Source organism: Capnocytophaga sp. CM59, from assembly GCF_000293175.1.
GTDB lineage: Bacteria > Bacteroidota > Bacteroidia > Flavobacteriales > Flavobacteriaceae > Capnocytophaga > Capnocytophaga granulosa.
Map to the genome: position 1 here is coordinate 57,348 of NZ_ALNN01000004.1, position 19,151 is coordinate 76,498.

At 42.2% G+C, this 19,151-nt stretch carries 20 protein-coding genes; 5 read left to right on the forward strand and 15 right to left on the reverse strand.

Features of this window, described 5'->3' with window-relative positions; genetic code table 11:
* Positions 1-22: 22 nt before the first annotated feature.
* The 3 genes from HMPREF1154_RS01220 to HMPREF1154_RS01230 form a co-directional block, all read right to left on the reverse strand.
* Positions 23-976 (reverse strand): phosphoribosylaminoimidazolesuccinocarboxamide synthase, encoded by a 954-nt coding sequence (locus HMPREF1154_RS01220; RefSeq protein WP_009640669.1) that lies wholly within the window; start codon positions 974-976, stop codon positions 23-25.
* Positions 977-1,101: 125 nt separating this feature from the next.
* Positions 1,102-1,797 (reverse strand): OmpA family protein, encoded by a 696-nt coding sequence (locus tag HMPREF1154_RS01225; RefSeq protein WP_009640735.1) that lies wholly within the window; start codon positions 1,795-1,797, stop codon positions 1,102-1,104.
* A 10-nt stretch (positions 1,798-1,807) separates the two neighbouring features.
* Positions 1,808-2,302 (reverse strand): lipocalin family protein, encoded by a 495-nt coding sequence (locus HMPREF1154_RS01230; protein ID WP_009640667.1) that lies wholly within the window; start codon positions 2,300-2,302, stop codon positions 1,808-1,810.
* Between the two features lie 350 nt (positions 2,303-2,652).
* Between HMPREF1154_RS01230 and HMPREF1154_RS01235 the strand changes: the two genes are divergently transcribed.
* Both HMPREF1154_RS01235 and HMPREF1154_RS01240 read left to right on the forward strand, forming a co-directional pair.
* On the forward strand, positions 2,653-2,964 hold the full coding sequence (locus tag HMPREF1154_RS01235) for an HU family DNA-binding protein (RefSeq protein ID WP_009640668.1): 312 nt from the start codon (positions 2,653-2,655) through the stop codon (positions 2,962-2,964).
* A 211-nt stretch (positions 2,965-3,175) separates the two neighbouring features.
* On the forward strand, positions 3,176-4,717 hold the full coding sequence (locus HMPREF1154_RS01240; protein ID WP_009640722.1) for an Rne/Rng family ribonuclease: 1,542 nt from the start codon (positions 3,176-3,178) through the stop codon (positions 4,715-4,717).
* Between the two features lie 58 nt (positions 4,718-4,775).
* Here the strand turns inward: HMPREF1154_RS01240 and HMPREF1154_RS01245 are convergent, their stop codons facing one another.
* The 12 genes from HMPREF1154_RS01245 to HMPREF1154_RS01300 all read right to left on the reverse strand — a co-directional run bounded on the left by HMPREF1154_RS01245 (position 4,776) and on the right by HMPREF1154_RS01300 (position 16,817).
* Positions 4,776-5,510: a hypothetical protein gene (locus HMPREF1154_RS01245; RefSeq protein ID WP_009640717.1), complete on the reverse strand. Its 735-nt coding sequence runs from the start codon at positions 5,508-5,510 to the stop codon at positions 4,776-4,778.
* Between the two features lie 249 nt (positions 5,511-5,759).
* Positions 5,760-6,692, reverse strand: a complete 933-nt coding sequence (locus tag HMPREF1154_RS01250) for a malate dehydrogenase (RefSeq protein ID WP_016420757.1) — start codon at positions 6,690-6,692, stop codon at positions 5,760-5,762.
* A gap of 111 nt (positions 6,693-6,803) precedes the next feature.
* The gene (locus HMPREF1154_RS01255; protein ID WP_009640710.1) at positions 6,804-8,159 is read right to left on the reverse strand and encodes a peptidylprolyl isomerase; all 1,356 of its coding nucleotides are present in this window, start codon (positions 8,157-8,159) and stop codon (positions 6,804-6,806) included.
* The gene (locus HMPREF1154_RS01260) at positions 8,146-9,000 is read right to left on the reverse strand and encodes a hypothetical protein (RefSeq protein ID WP_009640687.1); all 855 of its coding nucleotides are present in this window, start codon (positions 8,998-9,000) and stop codon (positions 8,146-8,148) included. Before HMPREF1154_RS01260 ends, HMPREF1154_RS01255 begins: the two co-directional genes overlap by 14 nt.
* 82 nt (positions 9,001-9,082) lie before the next feature.
* A complete protein-coding gene (locus HMPREF1154_RS01265) occupies positions 9,083-9,610 on the reverse strand; it encodes a CvpA family protein (RefSeq protein ID WP_232211956.1) in 528 nt (175 codons plus the stop codon).
* Between the two features lie 39 nt (positions 9,611-9,649).
* Positions 9,650-9,871, reverse strand: a complete 222-nt coding sequence (locus HMPREF1154_RS01270) for a DUF2795 domain-containing protein (RefSeq protein ID WP_002666276.1) — start codon at positions 9,869-9,871, stop codon at positions 9,650-9,652.
* A gap of 102 nt (positions 9,872-9,973) precedes the next feature.
* Entirely contained in the window at positions 9,974-10,570 is a 597-nt protein-coding gene (locus HMPREF1154_RS01275; protein WP_009640693.1) for an NUDIX hydrolase, read from the reverse strand.
* Positions 10,571-10,683: 113 nt separating this feature from the next.
* Complete coding sequence (locus tag HMPREF1154_RS01280) at positions 10,684-13,323, reverse strand: VPS10 domain-containing protein (protein WP_009640682.1); 2,640 nt, start codon at positions 13,321-13,323, stop codon at positions 10,684-10,686.
* A gap of 29 nt (positions 13,324-13,352) precedes the next feature.
* A complete protein-coding gene (gene kdsB / locus HMPREF1154_RS01285; protein WP_009640689.1) occupies positions 13,353-14,099 on the reverse strand; it encodes a 3-deoxy-manno-octulosonate cytidylyltransferase in 747 nt (248 codons plus the stop codon).
* Positions 14,100-14,109: 10 nt separating this feature from the next.
* Positions 14,110-14,442 carry an iron-sulfur cluster assembly protein gene (locus HMPREF1154_RS01290; protein WP_009640708.1) on the reverse strand — a complete coding sequence of 111 codons (333 nt, stop codon included), beginning with the start codon at positions 14,440-14,442 and terminating at the stop codon, positions 14,110-14,112.
* A gap of 3 nt (positions 14,443-14,445) precedes the next feature.
* Positions 14,446-14,868, reverse strand: coding sequence for a SufE family protein (locus tag HMPREF1154_RS01295; RefSeq protein ID WP_034566654.1), 423 nt, complete (start codon positions 14,866-14,868; stop codon positions 14,446-14,448).
* 107 nt (positions 14,869-14,975) lie between these two features.
* Positions 14,976-16,817, reverse strand: coding sequence for a M1 family metallopeptidase (locus HMPREF1154_RS01300; RefSeq protein WP_009640699.1), 1,842 nt, complete (start codon positions 16,815-16,817; stop codon positions 14,976-14,978).
* 231 nt (positions 16,818-17,048) lie between these two features.
* Here HMPREF1154_RS01300 and HMPREF1154_RS01305 point away from each other — a divergent pair, with 231 nt between their 5' ends.
* From HMPREF1154_RS01305 to HMPREF1154_RS01315, 3 genes are all read left to right on the forward strand, one after another.
* Positions 17,049-17,300, forward strand: a complete 252-nt coding sequence (locus HMPREF1154_RS01305; protein WP_034566638.1) for a hypothetical protein — start codon at positions 17,049-17,051, stop codon at positions 17,298-17,300.
* A 134-nt stretch (positions 17,301-17,434) separates the two neighbouring features.
* A complete protein-coding gene (gene rsgA / locus HMPREF1154_RS01310) occupies positions 17,435-18,367 on the forward strand; it encodes a ribosome small subunit-dependent GTPase A (RefSeq protein ID WP_009640729.1) in 933 nt (310 codons plus the stop codon).
* Positions 18,368-18,411: 44 nt separating this feature from the next.
* Positions 18,412-19,149, forward strand: coding sequence for a shikimate dehydrogenase family protein (locus tag HMPREF1154_RS01315; RefSeq protein WP_009640658.1), 738 nt, complete (start codon positions 18,412-18,414; stop codon positions 19,147-19,149).
* Positions 19,150-19,151 lie beyond the last annotated feature (2 nt).

Sequence of the window (19,151 nt, forward strand, 5' to 3'; positions counted from 1 at the left end):
AAAAGAAAATTAAGTAAAAATATTATAGTAAGCTACGCAAATACTCGCTTACATTCTTATAGATGCGCTCTTGTATATCCGTGGTATCGGACGGAACGAATTTCTTTCCTAAGAGGTGCTCATAGAGTTCTATATAGCGTTCGGAGATAGCCTTTACGTGGGCATTGGTCATTTCAGGCACTTGCTCGCCTGCACGACCTTGGAAGCCATTTTCTATAAGCCATTGGCGAACGAACTCCTTGGAGAGTTGTCTTTGGGGTTCCCCTTTTCTTAGGCGCTCTTCATATCCCTCGGCATAGAAATAGCGGGAGGAATCGGGGGTATGTACCTCGTCGATAAGTACTACTACTCCGTCTTTGGTCTTGCCAAACTCATACTTGGTATCTACCAAAATAAGGCCCCTCTTGTGAGCTAGCTCACTACCACGCTTAAAGAGGGCGTACGTATAGCGCTCCATAAGCTCATAGTCCTGGGCCGAAACGATTCCTCTTTTGAGAATGTCCTCACGGGAGATATCCTCGTCGTGAGTGCCATTGTCTGCCTTGGTAGAAGGAGTGATGATAGGGGAGGGTAGGGGCGCATTCTCCACTAAGCCTTCGGGTAAAGCCACGCCACAGAGGCTGCGTTTGCCAGCCTTATATTCACGGGCAGCATGTCCAGCCAAGTAACCGCGAATGACCATTTCCACTTTTAGGGGTTCGCAGCAGAGACCTACCGATACATTGGGGTCAGGGGTTGCTAGCAGCCAATTGGGAACAATATCCCTTGTTAGCTCTAAGTTCTCACTGGCTATCTGGTTGAGGATCTGTCCTTTGTAGGGGATACCCTTAGGCAGAATCACATCAAAAGCGGAAAGCCTATCGGTAGCCACCATCACCAGAAGGTCGTCTCCTATAGTATATACATCGCGTACCTTTCCTTTGTAAACAGCTTTTTGATTTTCAAAAGTAAAATCAGTTGAGGTAATACTGTTCATATGTTTGTATTTTTGCGCAAATATACGAATAAAAATTAATAAATACTCGCTTAGGAGCAAAAAAAAGAGGTACATTGCTGCACCTCTTCAAATAGAATAACTAAAACAATAATAACTATGAAAATTTACTGTTGAGCTTGTTTTTTTGCATCTTCCTTCATCTTTTCATTAGGAACGATAGCAATGTTTACACGACGGTTCTTAGCGCGTCCTTCTTCTGTAGCGTTGTCATAAGCAGGTTGGGTAGCACCGAACCACTTAGTGGTAAAGCGAGAAGCATTCAATCCATTAGAAGTAAAGAAGTTAGTAACTGCTTTGGCACGTCTTTCGGAAAGTCCCATGTTATAGGCCGCTTTTCCTTTGCTATCAGTATGTCCTGCTACAATCACGTTGGTATCAGGATATTCCTTAAGAACAGTTACCATCTTGTTGAGCAAGGTTTTAGCCTCATCGGTAAGGTCTGCCTTATTGAAAGCAAAGGTAACCCCACTTTTTTCATCAAAGGTAACTACGATACCATCATCTACTCGTTTTACTTCAGCACCAGGGATTTCTTCTTCTATTTTCTTGGCTTGTCTGTCCATTTGGTTTCCGATAATGGCACCTGCGGCACCTCCTACAGCTGTACCGATAACAGCACCGAGTTCGCTATTGCCACCACTACCTACGTTGTTACCAAGGATCGCCCCAAGAATTGCTCCACTGGCAGCCCCAATCACAGCTCCGCGCTGGGTTTTATTGGAATTATTAATAGCTTCACAGCCTACAAAAAGTAAGCCTGCTACAAGGAATAAAGTTATGTGTTTGAATACTTTTGTCATAGATAATTATTTAATTTTTTGTAAAGTTCATTGTAATAACGAAAGGTTTGCCATCTACACGAACGGTTTGTTCCCAGCGCATCTCATTTTCAGAGAGATAAGCCAAATGTAGGCGTACGCCCGCATTGGTATCGGATTGGTACTTTTCGTTGGTTGGTTTGAGCAAAAAGTCATAATACCCAGTAGATTTGTCCATTTCTTGTACGGTAAAGATAAAATGACGATCGCCTCCTGCACATCCAGCCTTGTTAATAGCGTAGATACCTCGGTAGTTATTTGGGACAAATTTCCAATAACTTCCCTCAAAGCATTCTTTAGAAGTATCATTGAGCAAGGTGATTTCATACTTACCTTTTTCATTATAAGTAACAGAAGAGAGTGTCCATTCTCCTTTGATTACTTTGTTGGCCTGGCGGGTACCTTGGGTACTCTTGGCAATGGTGCCTTGTGTCTTACAAGAGACTACCCCCAAAGCAAGCATGAGCAAAAAAAATACTTTTTTCATTATGTATCTTATTATATGTTCTGGGGGCAAAAGTATTACTTTTTTTATACAATCTTCAATTTTTTTATGATATTTAACTTTCTAGGGGGTACTTTATGATTTTATAAAAATCAATTAGCTGATAATCAATTGTTTGTATAAAATGATATTTTGTTCGTTCTATGCGATACATCTCAGGAGAAAAAAATTTTTTTTATTAACTTGTTGGTTTGTAATTTATTCGTATATTTGCACTCCGAAAACAAACCCAAAGATAGCTATAAATTAAGTAGTTTCTTAACCTACCAAATAACAAATGAAGCTATGGGTATATATATATTGTATAATTTGACTTTTAAATAAAGAAAAATATGACAAAAGCAGAAATTGTAGCGAAGATCTCTGAGAAATTGGGGGTTGAGAAAACAGAGGTGCAGAATATTGTAGAGCACTTTATGGATGGGATAAAGGAATCTTTGGAGAGTGGAGATAATGTATACCTCAGAGGTTTTGGTAGCTTCATTATTAAGGCTAGAGCTGAAAAAACAGGACGTAACATTTCTAAAAACACGACCATTACCATCCCAGCACATAATATCCCTGCTTTTAAGCCAGCTAAAGTATTTGTGCAATCAATAAAAACAAAGGTAAAAGTAAAAGAAAAAACCACCAAAAAGAAATAACGGAGTATTAATTTTTAATTTATAACAACATGCCAAGCGGAAAAAAAAGAAAAAGACATAAAGTGGCTACGCACAAACGCAAAAAAAGAGCAAGAGCTAACCGACACAAAAAGAAAAAGTAGTTTTATAACTACTTTTTCTCGTTTTTTCGTTCATTTAAAAAGATATTATTATATCTTAACTGAAATTGTAATACTAAAATCATAACAGAATGACCAAAGAATTAATTATTCGTTCTGGGGCTTCTGATGTAGATTTTGCTTTACTCAAGAATGGTCGCTTGGTAGAACTCCACAAGGAGGAAGATACCAATCGCCTTTCGGTAGGGGATATTATGCTTGCCAAGATTCACAAGCCTATTCAGGGACTGAATGCGGCTTTTGTGAATGTAGGATACGAAAAGGATGCTTTCTTGCATTATCATGACTTGGGGCCTCAACTCTCGTCCTTGCTTAAGTTTATCAAGGAAGTATCTTCAGGGAAGATCAAGGATTATTCACTGAAGGACTTCAAGCTGGAGCCAGATATTAATAAGAACGGGGCGATCTCGGAGGTACTCAAAGCAGGACAACCTATCTTGGTACAAATAGTCAAGGAACCTATTTCCACCAAGGGGCCACGGATTAGCTCGGAACTCTCCATAGCAGGGCGTTACTTAGTGCTGGTACCCTTCTCCGAGCGGATTTCTATCTCTCAAAAAATAGAAAACAAGGCCGAAAAAGAGCGTCTAAGACGTATTGTTCAGAGTATTAAACCCAAAGGTTTTGGGGTGATTATACGTACTGTAGCGCAGGATAAAAAGGTAGCTGACTTAGATAGGGACTTGCAAAATTCCTACGAACGCTGGATACAAATGTGCAAGAAGATACCACAAGGCTCCTTTCCATCCAAAATTCTTAGTGAAATGAATAGAACAGGTGCCCTACTAAGGGATATGTTCGACAATACTTTCACTGGTATCCATGTAGATAATGAGGCTCTCTATACACAAATCCGTGATTATCTGCAAGAGATTGCTCCTGAGCAAGTCAATATCGTAAAACTCTATAAGTCTTCTGTCCCTATTTTTGAGAAATTCCATATAGAAAGGCAGATTAAAACAGGCTTAGGACGCACTGTTTCCATGACCAAAGGGGCTTACTTGGTCATAGAACATACCGAGGCACTACATGTGATAGATGTCAATAGTGGAAACCATTCTAATAAAGCAGAAAACCAAGAAACAACCGCCTTTGAGGTGAATTTGATCGCCGCAACCGAGATTGCACGCCAATTGCGACTGAGAGATATGGGAGGTATCATCGTGGTAGATTTCATAGATATGAGCAGCGGAGAGAACCGACAAAAACTCTTCGATGCCCTAAGAGAAGAGATGAAAGATGACCGCGCCAAACATAAGATATTACCCCCCAGCAAGTTCGGACTGATACAAATTACTCGCCAGCGGGTACGCCCAGAAATCAACATCAAAACCAAGGAAGAAAATCCTAGCAAACAAGGAGAGGTAGATGCGCCTATTATGCTTATTGATCGCATTACTACTGATCTCGAAGAAATCATCTTTCAAAGCAACTACAACGGAAGAATCACACTGAATATACATCCATTTATAGCTGCCTATCTTACCAAGGGGCTTTTCTCTATACGCCTCAAATGGTTTTTAAAATACCGAAAATGGATTAAAATTCTCCCCAGAGATGCCTATTCTTATTTGGAATACCGCTTCAAGACTAACGAAGGCACTCCTCTGTAACTTTATAAGCAGACCTCCTAACTCGGTTAGGAGGCCTGCTTTTTTCTGTTTTTATAGGTTAATAATACTTTATGGGGTCACTTAGATAAGTCTTAATAGCTAAAGAGTCTCCCTCTTGTGGAAGGATTTTAGGTATTCTAAGGGCTTGCATTTTAAAACTTGAAAATTCTACATCATAATTTTTCTTAGCTTCAACTAGATAGGTGATACTCTCTTTTCTTTCTTTGAAATCAGCCTCTTCATCATTGATAGTTATATGAAAAGAATTTGCGATTGTATTATATTCAAAGACATGAAAGGTCAAATAGGTTTTCTTATCCTTACTTTTGTAAGTATCTATAAAGTAGTCTTTTCCTAATATAGCTATTTTCCCATATTTGGGAGCGGGTACTACCTTAGGCGGAGATTTTAGATAAGCCTTGATCAGTAAAGAGTCTCTTTTTCGTGGAATAATATGGGGGATCTTTAATATCCCAGTTACAAATGCAGAAGCCCCTACCTCATAGGATTGCTTCGGAGAGACTATAAAAGTGGTACTTTCTTTTTTCTTTATCCAAAAAGAATCTCCATTAATGGAAACAATATAAAGATCTTTTTGAAGAATATTATCTATAAATACCTGAAGTGTTAGATAGGTTTTATTATGGCGACTTTTGTATTTTTCTATTGTATAATTCTCTCCTAAGACACCTAATATCTCCTTATTAACACCTATATTCTCATTTGTTTGTGCATTTATCACGGTTATACAGAATAAACTAATAATAACCACTGCCTCTTTTATTCTTTTCATATTCTGCTGTTTTGAGTATTATATCTCTTTCAGAAGGACTTTTGTGTCTATATTTATTAGTTGTATCCAATCCATCCCATAGAAGATATTGATAGTATTCTAACGTGAGTTCGACTGGGTATGTGGGAGCTTTCGTTATATTGAACTCACGTTAATACAAGGCTTATCTAGATAGAGAGGGTGCTTTTGAGAAAGCACCCTCTCTGTTTAACCTCTATTTATGCAGATGAGATAAGTTTTTTATCTCTTTTAAATCACGCCATCTAGAGCTTTGTTGACTTCGCGTACGGCTTGAGTACTTTCGCTGAATTTGGCTTTTTCAGCATCGTTGAGTGCTATCTCTACGATTTTTTCAACACCATCTTTGCCGATTATGACAGGTACCCCAACAGAGACATCTTTCTGTCCGTATTCGCCTTCGAGAAGGACAGAACAAGGGAAGAGTTTCTTCTGATCACAAGCGATGGCTTGTACTAGGGCAGAAACAGCGGCTCCTGGAGCATACCAAGCGGAAGTACCTAAGAGTTTGGTAAGAGTAGCACCCCCTACCTTGGTATCTTCAGCCACTTTAGCGAGACGTTCTTCGGATAGGAATTCACTTACAGGTACGCCACGATAGGTAGCCAAACGTGTAAGTGGTAGCATACCGCTATCGCTGTGAGCAGCGATTACCATACCATCTACATCGGAGATAGGCGCATTGAGCGCTTCTGCTAAGCGATATCTGAAACGAGCAGAATCCAAAGCACCACCCATACCTATGATGTGATTCTTAGGCAATTTGGTTGCTTTGTGAACCAAATAAGCCATAGTATCCATAGGGTTACTTACGATGATCACAATTACATTGGGAGAGTATTTTACCAATTGTTCTACTACCGATTTTACGATATTGGCATTGGTACCAATGAGTTCCTCACGGGTCATACCTGGCTTGCGAGGAATACCAGAGGTGATCACAGCTACATCGCTTCCAGCGGTTTGGGAATAATCGCCTGTAACACCCTTGATACGTGTGTCAAAACCATTAAGAGAAGCAGTTTGCATAAGGTCCATGGCTTTACCTTCAGCAAAACCTTCCTTAATGTCCACCAGAACAACTTCTGATGCGAAATTCTTAAGTGCAATATACTCTGCACAACTAGCGCCGACTGCACCGGCACCTACTACGGTTACTTTCATAAAAATATTTTTATTAGGTGATTATGATTGATGATGTCAAAATTACGAAAAATAAATGACATACACAATAAAGAGTCTAAAATATTTTATGTCTTATTCGCTGTTTAGTACTTACTTTTTGAGCCAGTTATTGGAGAAGTTACATTTTCTATATTCTCCTTTTACGGAAACGAAAGTCTTTTTGATGGCTTCCTTGATCCATTTTTGTATGGCTTCGAGTTGTTTTTCTTTGAGTGCCAACTCGCGGATACGGGTATAGTCCTTGACAAAATCGGCAGTATGTTCGCCTATACGATTGGTTACACGATAGATCTTGTACATCTTTCTACCTGTTCTGTCCTCATCTACGATAGGGAAAGAGACCTCGTCGTCTTTCAGAGAAGAGACTTGAGAGTAGAGCATAGGTTCCATACGGGTGAGTTCGAACTTGGTAGAATAGTCTTCGGGGTTGAGCAGCTGTCCGCCGTCCTCTTTGGTTTCTTTTTCGTCGGAGAAGTTTTTAGCCGCTTCGGCAAAGGTAAACTCCTTGTTGATAATCTTCTCACGTATGTCGTTAATTTTCTTTTTAGCTTCTTCCAAGGACGCATCAGGAATCTGTGGTACCATAAGAATATGGCGTACAGAGACTTCTTTTCCTCTGATCTTGACCACCTGTAGGATATGCCAACCAAAATCAGTCTTGAAAGGGTCGGAGATTTCCCCTTCTTGTAGAGAGAAAGCCACGTCCTTGAACTCCTTGGCAAAGCTCGAACGCCTATTGAAAGTCAGCTCTTTACCTCCTGTGGCACGGTCAGCAGAATATAGGATCGCCTTGGTAGAGAAACTTGCTCCATTCTCTACGATATCTTTTTTGATTTCCTTGAGTTGAGAGATGACCTTATCCACCTCACTCTGTGGGGCTTTAGGTTCTATAACGATTTGGGCAATCTCTAGTTCGGTGCCTATGGTAGGGAGTTCGTCCTTAGGTATTTTGTTGAAGAATTGTTTTACCTCCTCTGGAGTAACCTCTATATTCTCCACGATTTTAGCTTTCATACGGGAGCTGAGTTCGTTCTGGCGTAGAATCTCAAAGAGTTCGTCGCGTAGGGATTGCTCGTCGTCCTTGTGATAGAACTCCACTACTTTTTTGATATCTCCTAGCTGCTCCACGAGGAACTCAATACGGCGGTTTACCCCATCGCGGATGTCTGTATCGGAAATCTTGATACTATCCTGGATAGCTTGGCTTACATAGAGCTTGTCCTCCATGAGCTTTCCCAAGAGCTGGCAACGGGTTATCCCTTTGGTATCTACATTTTGGGAGCGGAGTTCTATCAAAGCACGGTCAATATCCGTTTCCAAAATGAGATAATCTCCTACGACGGAGGCCACCCCATCTATCTTTTCTTTATGAGATTGTGCTTGTAAGGGGCTGATAGCAAAAAGGGTTGTCAGGAATAATAGGCAGGTAATACTAATTCTGTTCATAGAGTTCAAATTGTTTGTTCTCAATAGCGTCATTGATAATTTCTTTTTCTAAGTTGTTGATATAGGTGTTTTTGCGTTTGTTTAAGATGATTTGTTTCAGGGTAGGGTAGGCGTACTCCATAGGGGCGTAGTCGGTATTGTCCAAGTACTTATTGACCTTGAGCAGATATACGGATGTGGAGTCTCTTTGTTCAATGAGTTGCTGGGCAGTCCCTTTACCGATTTTTGTCGCCAGGGCAGGGATCTTTTCTTTTACCTCTGTGGCTCTGATCCAGATACTGTCGTTGAGGAAGGAGGAGGTAAAGTGAGGGCTTAGAGAGTCAATATACCGCCTATCTTTTTGGGAATAAGTCTTGAAAGCTGAGGAGAGCTTAGCGGTTAAGTCCTTGGGGGAGAGCTGTATGAATCTAAGTTGTACTAAATCCTCGGTGAGCTTGAAGATTTCCTTGTTTCTCTCATAGAATTCCTCTTTTTCCTTTCGGCCAATAAGGGTGTCCACCTGGCGGGAGAGCAAGTCTAAGTAGAACTGAGTATATAGGTCATTGCGATACTCACTGACCAATTGTTCGAACTCTTCTTTTTTGCTATTGGGGATATTCGTTTCGGCCTTGAGGAAAAGCAGTTTTTGCAGCGCCCAATTGTTGATATAAGGGGTAACAATGCGTACGCTGTCCTCAAGGGTATGCTCCTTAGGGAGTAGTTTTTGGATATCCTCCTCATATAGGTAGTAATTGCCTACCTTGGCAACCACCTTACTGTCCTTGGGCGTAGAACTTAGCCATTGGCAAGCCGTTAGGGAAAGGCAGCCTATAAGAGAAAGAAGCAGTGGTTTCCAATTCATTTTAACGATTCTTAATAAGGTGATACAAAAACAACGCAAGTTACAGTAAATTGTGGGGAAAAACTAATCAATTAATTTTTTTTTAACTTTGAACCATAGGGGAGGTCTGCTCACCTATCTTAGGCAAGAGGTCTTTGTACTGGAAGATATGGGTACGAATCCAGTCATTCATCTCCATAATAGGGGCATAGAGTAGTGAATGGTCGCTGCTTTCCTTGGGAATCAGCTCAAGGGCACCTCGGTTGAGGTACATAAGACTGGTACCTACGATAAGTGACCACTTGAACATACCGAAGACAGCCCCAGCGATACGGTTAGGTAACCCTAAGGAAACACTTTCCAGGATTTTGGTAAGCATTTTTCCTGTAGTTCTTACCATTACAAAGGTTAAAAGGAAGACAATAACGAAGGAAATCACCTGATTAGTCTTCATAGAAAGAGAAAACACCTCGCTGAGGTAGCCCGCAGCCATAGCTGAGAAGTGTATAGCCACCCATAATGCCACGAATACAGACAATAGGGAGGCTACTTCCCAAACAAAACCCTTCATAAATCCGCGTACAATCCCAATGGAGAGGAGAATCCCCAATATAATATCAATGTTGCTCATAAGGATAAAAAAAGAGATGATACACATCTCTTTATTAAATTAATATTCATCTTCGTTCCAAAGATAATCCTCTTCCGTGGGATAGTCTGGCCAAATTTCCTCAATAGACTCGTAGATTTCTCCTTCGTCCTCAAGGGCTTCGAGGTTCTCCACCACTTCCATAGGGGCTCCTGTACGGAGCGCATAATCAATAATCTCTTCCTTGGTAGCAGGCCAAGGCGCATCACTGAGATAAGAGGCAAGTTCTAATGTCCAATACATATTTTTAGTTTTTAGTTTTTAGTTGTTAGTGATTAGTGGTTAGTTTTTAGTATTTAAGAGTTATAGTAGCATTAACAATTAACAATTAATAATTGACAATTATCAAAATTCTCCTTTGAATACTTCTCGGAGACTGGAGAAAGAATTCTTTAGCAACTTCTTGAGTTTTTTAGGCTTTTTCCATGCACATACTTCTATATCTTCTTCTTTTTGGGGGCGGAGATCCTCTCGGCCATCACTATACATGTTGTACCAATGGGTTTCTTTCAGGTACCAACGTTGGTCTTGCTTATAGATATGGTAGGTAATCACTCGCTTACCCAAGACAAACAGGCCTTTGACCCCAGTCTCTTCCTCTACTTCCCTTTGGGCACATTCGCTTATATCTTCCCCTGTTTCCAATTTCCCTTTGGGCAAGTCCCACTTTCCTCTTCGTTTGATAAAGAGGATGCGTCCCTGAGGGTTGCGAACCACTCCTCCTCCTGCTTGTATCAGGGTAAAGGCTTTTTCAAATTCCTTAAGTGGGTCATGGCTATCTATATAGAATAGGAATTTACCTGATTTATATCCATCAATCTTTTTTACAAAGGCCTCTACAGAAAGATCCTTAAGGGTGAAAATACGATATTTCTTTTTATAAGTTTTCTTTAAGGTATTGGTTACCAATATCTTTTTATCATCAAAAAAAACTGTGTACATAACTATTGTTTAAAGGGGAAAATTAGTTTTATTTTTACAGAGCTAAGGTACAATTTTTTTTTGATTCCTAAAAGGATTTCCTTGTTTTTAACACACTTTGCAAAAAACAAACCTTATTCTATTACTAAAGTACGTTCTTCCTCAAAGCCATCGCTCTCAAAGATGATTTGGTAGTTACCCTTGGGTAGGTAATACTTTCCATTGTCGGCTTTTTTGAAAGTGGTCAAGAGTTTCTTTTCGTAAGCAATACGGCCATCTTCTACAAAGGTTAGGTCAAAAGGAATAAAGTTGAACCCTACTTTGGTCTGATAAGTGAACTTGGCGAGGGTGATTTTGTTCTTAACCACACTGATCTTGATCGTATTATTATCTTTGGAGGCAAAGGACTCTAAGTATAGCACAGGTTCTTCAGCTGCCTGCCAAGGACTAGGCGTATTCCCCCACTTGGGTGAGTAGGCAATGGTATAAGTTTCCTTGAGTGGGTAGAATAATTGAGCTTGTACAGCCGCACGCAGCTCTCTTAGGGAGGTAACATTGGCCGTAAAGAATCCATGCCCTTTGGTACCTACATATAACTGATTGTTCTGAGGGTTGATAGCAATGGCACTCACTGAGCTACGAGGTAGGTTTTCCTTGAAGGGGTGCCACTTTTCTCCCATGTCAAAGGATACATATAAGCCGTTTTCAGTACCTAAATAGAGCACTTGCTCATTGGCGGGATCCTCTACAATAACATTGAGTGTCTCTTCAGGCAGATTGGCCTTGAGGTTGTCCCAGCTTTTACCCATATTGTTGCTGCGGAAAAGCAGTGCTTGGTGATTGTCGTTCTGCAAAATGGCATAGACACGCTCTTGTGCATGCTTGGAAGCCAACAGACAAGCCACATGGTTGGGGGTAGGGAAAGAGGAATAAATCATCTGCCAAGAAACCCCTCCGTTCTGTGAGGTGTAGATCATACCATCATCACTACCTGTGTATAGCAAACCAAACTGGAATGGTGATTCGCAGATAGCTGAAATAGTACCATAGGAAAGTATGCCCCCCTTATCACCATTGGTAAGGTCCGGGGAGATAGTATTCCACTGTTTACCTTCGTTAAGTGACTGGAATAGGCTGTTAGTCCCAGCATAGAGGATGGTATTGTTCTGAGGGGAGAGCGCTAAGGCTGTTTGCAAAGGATAACGCTGTTTGGTCTTTTTGTCATAAGGGAGGGTAACCTTGTTCTGTCTTAGCGGGAGGATACTTCCCAAAGGCTGAGAAAGGAAGAGCTTATTCTCTGGAGTGACTACCAGAGCGCCCTTCTCAGGGCTTAGGAAAGACCAGCCACTGGTTGTATGCTTGAAGACACCTTCGTTGAGGATGCTGGTATAGAAAGTATCATTTTCGGGTTTCCCTATCGATAGGGAAATGACAGAGGCCGTTTGTGGCATCTGTTGCTTAGCCCAAGTACGCCCCTGATCAAGAGACTGGAACATGCCTTGGTCAGTTACCAAAATGAGTTGACGCTCATCGGCAAATAGCTGATGTACTTTCTGCTCCTTAGGATTGTCCTTGAGCAGTGTCCAAGTGATTCCTCCATTGTTAGAGCGAAGCAGAGGCACCCCAGAGAGGTACAATTCGTTCTCCTGCTTAGGATTTACGGCCAAGGCACCTACTTCATATCCCTTGTTATAAAAGACATTCGTCAGGGGTTTGTTGTTCTTTTTCACCCAAGATTTTCCACCATCGGCCGAGTAGTAGATCTCAGCCCCGATGACAGCGGGGAGTGCATCGGTAAAGCGGGTCAAGTCCGAAACCTTTACCGCACCTGAGCGTACCGCCTCGCGGAGGTTGTCCACCGAATATTTCTTCTCTAGCGAATGGTTGTATATATATTGGCTAATTCTCTCATCGTCAAGGGCGAGGAAGTCCTTAGCAGAAAGGCTTTGTAGGTTAAGGTTGGAGGGATCCTCTTTGGCTCGTTCGCGGTTATCCACCAGTGCATAGAGAGAGGTTGGGCTGAATACAGCTAAGGATATTTTCCCGATGTTCCCTTGAGGGAAACCGGAACCTGCACCCGTGATGAGTTCCCATGTAGCCCCAGCGTTATTACTTTTATAGATACCCGACTGCTTGCCCGCAGCAGTAATATTGGAAGGACTGAAAGCGCAATCCCAAGCCGCAAGGAAGAGTATTTCGGGAGCCGATGGTGCTTTTTTTAGTTCATTAACGCCTACTTGCCCAAAGGTCTGGTTCCAGTTTTTTCCCTTGTCGGTAGTACAGAGTACCCCTTGGATAGAGTCTCCTTCACCCATAGCACTCAGGCAGAGGCTAGTAGGGGAGAGCAGCGTAATCTGGCGTACAAGAATATAGCCTACAGGGGAAGTAGCCTGCCAGTCTTTGCCTTGTTCTTTAAAGAAAACTCCCTGATGATTGGCCACCCATAGGGTATGATTGTCCCAATCTACTGCCATAGCGTCAGCTTGAGGTGTCATAAAGTCAGCAAAAGTAGGAGAGAAACTCGCACCATTGTTTTCGCTATACCATACACCCGACTCGGCCAAGGCAACATACAGCTCATAAGGGTTATTAGGGTTTCTTTCTACCTGTATAATTTCCCCTGCCCCACGACTGATTTCGAGGGCTTGGAAAGGAATGTTCTTAACCCAAGATTTCTGCAGATTCTGAGAGCGAATCATCTCTTGTCGGTTTTGTACTTGTGCTATGCTGGCAAAGGAAAGCAGCATGGTAGCGGCCAAAAAAATACGTTTCATTTCTTAGAAATTAGACTAATGAATAAAAGCTAAAAAGTCGGAGCACTGTCCTTCCACAAAAATCGTGCCTTTTCTAAATCTTCGGGAGTATCTATACCTACATTTTCTACTTCTGTCAGTATCATCTTGATACGCCTGCCATTCTCCAAGTAGCGAAGCTGTTCGAGCTTCTCAATCTCTTCCAAAGGAGTAGGGCTAAGGCGATAGAACGCCATCAGGGCTTCTTTGCGAAAAGCATAAACCCCTATATGCTTGCGATAAGTGTAAGCGACCTGCTCGTCTCTTCTGAAAGGGATAGGGCTGCGGGAGAAATAAAGGGCAAACTGTTCCTTATCTACCACGACCTTTACATTATTAGGATTTTGTATGTCTTCCCATTCTTTTAGAGGCATCATTAGTGAAGCTAAATCAATCTGCTGCTTGGGGTCATGGTCAAAAACCTCCAAGAGACGTTCAAGACTTTCCTTCTGGATAAAAGGCTCGTCCCCTTGTACATTCACGATAATATCCGCAGAGAGCATCTCCACTGCCTCAGCAATACGATTGCTCCCGCAACTATGCGCAATTTGGCTTAGGAAGACCTTTCCATCTATCGTCTTGATTTTCTGTTCAATTTCTTGACTATCGGTAGCTACCCATACCTCATCAAAGAGGTCGGTACGCACCGTAGCCAGGTAGGTTTGTTCTATGACAGAGCGCCCTCCTAAGTCCTGTAAGAGTTTCTTAGGGAAGCGAGTAGCCTCAAGACGGGCAGGGATTACAGCTATCTTTCTCATGGATAAAGGATTAAAGGAAACCGAGTTCCAGTTTGGCTTCTTCGCTCATCATCTCCTGTCCCCAAGGCGGGTCAAAGGTGAGTTCTACTTCCACTTCATTAATCTCGTCAATACTGCCTATCTTCTCATAGACTTCCTGAGGGAGTACTTCCGCTACAGGGCAGTTGGGCGAGGTGAGGGTCATGAGGATCTTTACATCGTGGTTTTCGTTGATAAACACATCATAGATCAGTCCCAGTTCGTATATATCCACAGGGATTTCAGGGTCATAAATAGTATGGAGCACCTCGACGATTTTCTCGCCAATGAGGTCGGTATCAATAGGTGTTTTTTCTTCAGACATGATTTAATTATTTTTTAAGGTTATAGCTTTGGCATAGAGTTTCATTTGCTCAATCATACTCACCAGCCCATTGGCACGGGTAGGGGAGAGATGTTCCTTGAGGCCTATTTTATCAATAAAGCTCATATCGGCCGCCAGTATATCGGCTGCTTTTTGGTCAGAGAGGGTTTTGATCAAAATAGCGATAATCCCTTTGGTGATAATGGCATCACTATCGGCTGTAAAGTGGATGATATCCCCCTGATTGTCGGCATGTAGCCATACTTGACTTTGGCAGCCCTTGATGAGGTATTCGTCTGTTTTGTACTGAGGGTCAATCAGCGGTAGGCTCTTGCCTAAGTCAATCATATATTCGTAGCGGTCTTCCCAACTTTCTAAAAATGAAAAGTCTTCAATAATAGCGTTTTGTATTTCAGTGATGGTCATCTTTTTTTGGGCGCAAAAATACAACATTTAATGACAAATGACAAATGACAAGTGACAAATCTTTTTCACTTTTCGTTAGTCATTAGTCACTCGTCATTGGTCACTATCTAGTAATTATGGCATTCCGCATTGGTATCCGCCATAAACTCCTGTGGGTCTATACTGATGTTTCTCACTTTGGTAAAGGGAAGGTTCAGCTCGAACTGGTAAGTGTTTTCAGCCCAATTCCATACGGGTAGCACGATGCGTTCCATGTTGATGAAGGGATTGGGTTTCTCGCCAAAGGTAAGGTCGATAGGAATGTATAGAGAGAAAGGTTTCAGTCCGTTGGGAATAACAATAAGGTCTAGAGGCATAGGGATACGTCCTTTTTTGCTGAGAGTAACTAAGGTTTTATCACCTTTGGCTTCTACCTTTTCTATGCAGTAGCCTATATGGTGATTGGTGTGCATGAACTCATTGAGAAACCAAAAGAGCTGCATGCCTGATTCCTTTTCAGCACAGCGCACAAAGTTCTCAGGGGTAGGGTGAGTAAAGGCATATTCCTTGTAGAAACGCTTGAAGGTACGCTCCATAGCTCGGCGTCCGATAATGTAGTCCAAATGAGAGGCGAACATAGTCCCTTTGGCATAGGCAGTACTGAAATAGGAACGTGTGCGCTCAAAGAAGTCGGCACGGATGGAGGGGTCTTCCTCTTGGTTGTCTTGGATATAGTCAAGGAAAGCCTTGCGGCGGGAGTCGGAGAAGTTGGCCACTGGGTCTTTCTGTACCACTTCGGCATCAGCCCATAGTTGTAGGAAGCAAGTAAAGCCCTCATCAAACCAAGGATATTGCTGTTCGTCAATGGCAAAGATATGCTCAAACCAAGTGTGTGCTAGCTCATGGCAGGCCGTTCTTATGAGTGTCTTAGGGTCTTTGCCTCCCTCTATAAAGGTACACATAGCATACTCCATAGCTCCTTGTCCCGCTTGGATAAAAGAATAATGATCCCAAGGATATTTGCCTACTTTAGCCTCGTAAAAATCCAAGACTTCGGGCATGATTTGTTGTAATAGCTTCCAGCTTTCGGGGAAATTCTTATAGAAAAAGTGTAATTCCACCCCATCCTTAGTTTTTACCACATCATGCTGATAAGCAGGGTCGGCCGCCCAAGAGAAATCTATCACCCGCTCAGCCTTGAAGTGCCAAGTACGGGTCTTTTGGCGAGTCTTTACTTCCTTTATATTTTGGTAGCCAAAGCCTATCTGCTCAGGATTCTGTAGCGTACCGGTACCTGCTACCATATAGTTTTTGTCAAGGGTGATTTTCACATCAAAGTTTGCCCAATCCCCATAAAACTCACCGAATATATATTGGTAGGGATGCCAGCCTTGGCTGTCATAGGCGCAGATACGGGGATACCACTGGGAGAGCGAAAGTGCTACCCCATCGGAGCTATTGCGTCCCATACGCAGTCCCATGGTAGGGATCTGAGCGGTGTAGTCCATGGTAAGAGTTGCTTTGCCCTGAGGGAGAATCGGTTCTGGTAGGGTTACTTGTAGAATGGTACCCACTACCTTGTAGGATGCCGCTTTGCCATTTTGCATAAGGGAGTGCAGGCGGATAAACCCCTGTTCGCTTTCTTTGAGCAGGGAGAGCTTACTGATATATTTAGGTTCGGCCTCCGTGCCTGCATTGTGCATAAAGCGGGCGGGCATATCGGGTACCTGCTGCATGTTCTTATCCATTTGGCTATTAGGCTGAAAAGCATTGAGATACAAGTGATAAAACATGGTACGCAGCGTATCAGGCGAATGGTTTTCATAAACGGCCACTTGCTTTCCTTGGTACTGGAAAGTCTTCACGTCCATCTGAATATCCATCTGGTAGTCAATGTGTTGTTGCCACTGAGCAGCGGCGCTTATACTAAAGCCTATAGCGGCAAGAGATAGAAAAAAGGATCTTATCATGAGCGTTTGGGGTTTTAGAAGGGACAAAAATACGAATAATATTTGAAAAAAATTATCAGTCAAGCGTTTTGGATTTTGGGTCATCTTACCACTGGTCACTAGTCATTAATTTTTACTTATTCAAAATACATATTACTGAAAATGAGTTATTTATTTTGTTTCTAAAGACATCTTGCCATAACTTTGCACCCAGAAAACAACGACAGATTATTAACACTAAAAAGAAAAATTATGGCTATTAGACTAGTAAACGGCTGTGTAAATTGCGAAAATTTGACAGCGGAGAATGTATGCAAACTTCACCAAACCAAAGTAGAGTCCAAACACACTTGCGACAGCTTCAATATGCGTCCAAGCCTTCAAGGTGAAGTAGATTGCCTTTCATGTGCTAAGTACAACACACCAGCATGTGCCAACCTATCACATGCCGCTAAAGGGATGCTCTGCAACGAATGGGCTCCTGAAACCAACGCAGAAGCGTAAATGAATGGTTTTTCATGACCTAAAAAGCAATAAGTAGCGATACTTATTGCTTTTTTTTGTACCTTTGCAACTCTAAAAATGAAAAGTGAAGAGTGAAAAGCGCATCACTATTCACTATTTACTATTCACTTCTTATGAATGGAATCGTCTACAAATCCACAGGAAGCTGGTATGTGGTCAAGGGAGAAGACCAGCAGTTTTATGAGTGTCGCCTCAAGGGTAGGTTTCGCCTCAAGGAAATAAAGAATACCAATCCTATAGCCGTGGGTGATAAGGTCGTGTTCTATGAGGCAGAGACCAAAGGGGAGGGTGTCATTACCGAGATTGCCCCACGGGAGAACTATATCATTCGCAAGTCGGTCAATCTCTCTAAGCAAACACATATCCTAGCTGCTAATATCGATGTGGCTTTTCTTGTGGTAACCCTCAATAACCCCACTACCTATACAGCCTTTATTGATCGTTTTTTGGTAACAGCGGAGGCTTATAGCATTCCCGCCGTATTGCTCTTTAACAAGGTAGATACCTATACCCCTGATGAGCTAGCCGAGGTAAAGTACTTGGCTTATATGTACCGCGATGTAGGCTATGAGTGTATCGGGATTTCTGCACAAACAGGCAAAAATATAGACAAGGTCAAAGCTCGCTTACAGGGGAAAACAGCTATGGTCTTAGGCCATTCAGGCGCAGGAAAATCAACACTTATCAATGCTCTTTCGCCCTCCCTACAGCTTAAGACTCAACCCCTCTCTGAGCTGCATGGACAGGGACAACATACCACTACCTTCGCCCAAATGTATGATTTGGAATTTGATGCTCGCATCATAGATACCCCAGGAATCAAGGGCTTAGGCGTAGTGGATTTTGACCGAGAGGAGTTGGCCGATTACTTCCCTGAGTTCTTTGCCCTTAAGCATCTCTGTAAGTTCCATAACTGTCTGCACCTGAACGAACCTCAATGCGCTGTTAAGCAAGCCCTTGAGGAGGACAGACTCCACTGGAGCCGTTACAAAAGCTATCTGCAACTCCTCGAAGGAGAGGAAGACACCTATCGGGAAAGTGAATAGCGAATAGTGAAAAACGGATAACTTAAATCTCAAAATTCAAAACTATGAAGACCTTTGCTTTAGTAGGGCGCAACATATCCTACTCTTTCTCTCGCAGATATTTTGCAGAAAAATTTGCTAAAGAACAAATTACCAATTGTGAGTATATCAACTTTGATATTCCTTCCATAGAGGAGCTTCCTGCACTTATTGCTGCTACACCTACTCTTGTGGGAATGAATGTAACGATACCTTATAAGGAGGCGGTACTTTCCTTGTTAGACCAGCAGGACGAGGCACTTATAGCCATTAAGGCTTGCAATACGATTAAGGTACTCCCCACAGGTAAGCTCAAGGGGTATAATACAGATTATATAGGCTTTCGTGATTCCTTAGTACCTCACTTAAGACCTCATCATCATAGCGCACTGATTCTCGGTACAGGAGGGGCTAGTAAGGCGGTGGCTTTTGCGCTAAGCCAGTTGGGTATTCCTTACCAATTGGTTTCCCGTGAGGCTTCTTCTACAGCTATTTCTTACACTGAGCTTACCAAGGAAATCATTACATATCATTCTCTTATCATTAATACGACTCCCTTGGGAACCTCCCCTAATGTAGAGGCTTTTCCGCTCATTCCCTATCAGTGGATAACAAGGGAACACCTCTTGTACGACCTTATCTATAACCCTGAAAAGACGGCTTTTCTTGCTAAAGGAGAAGCACAAGGGGCTACTATTCTCAATGGCTATCTCATGCTCGTCCTACAAGCTGAAGCGGCTTGGAAAATCTGGAAAGATGAATAATG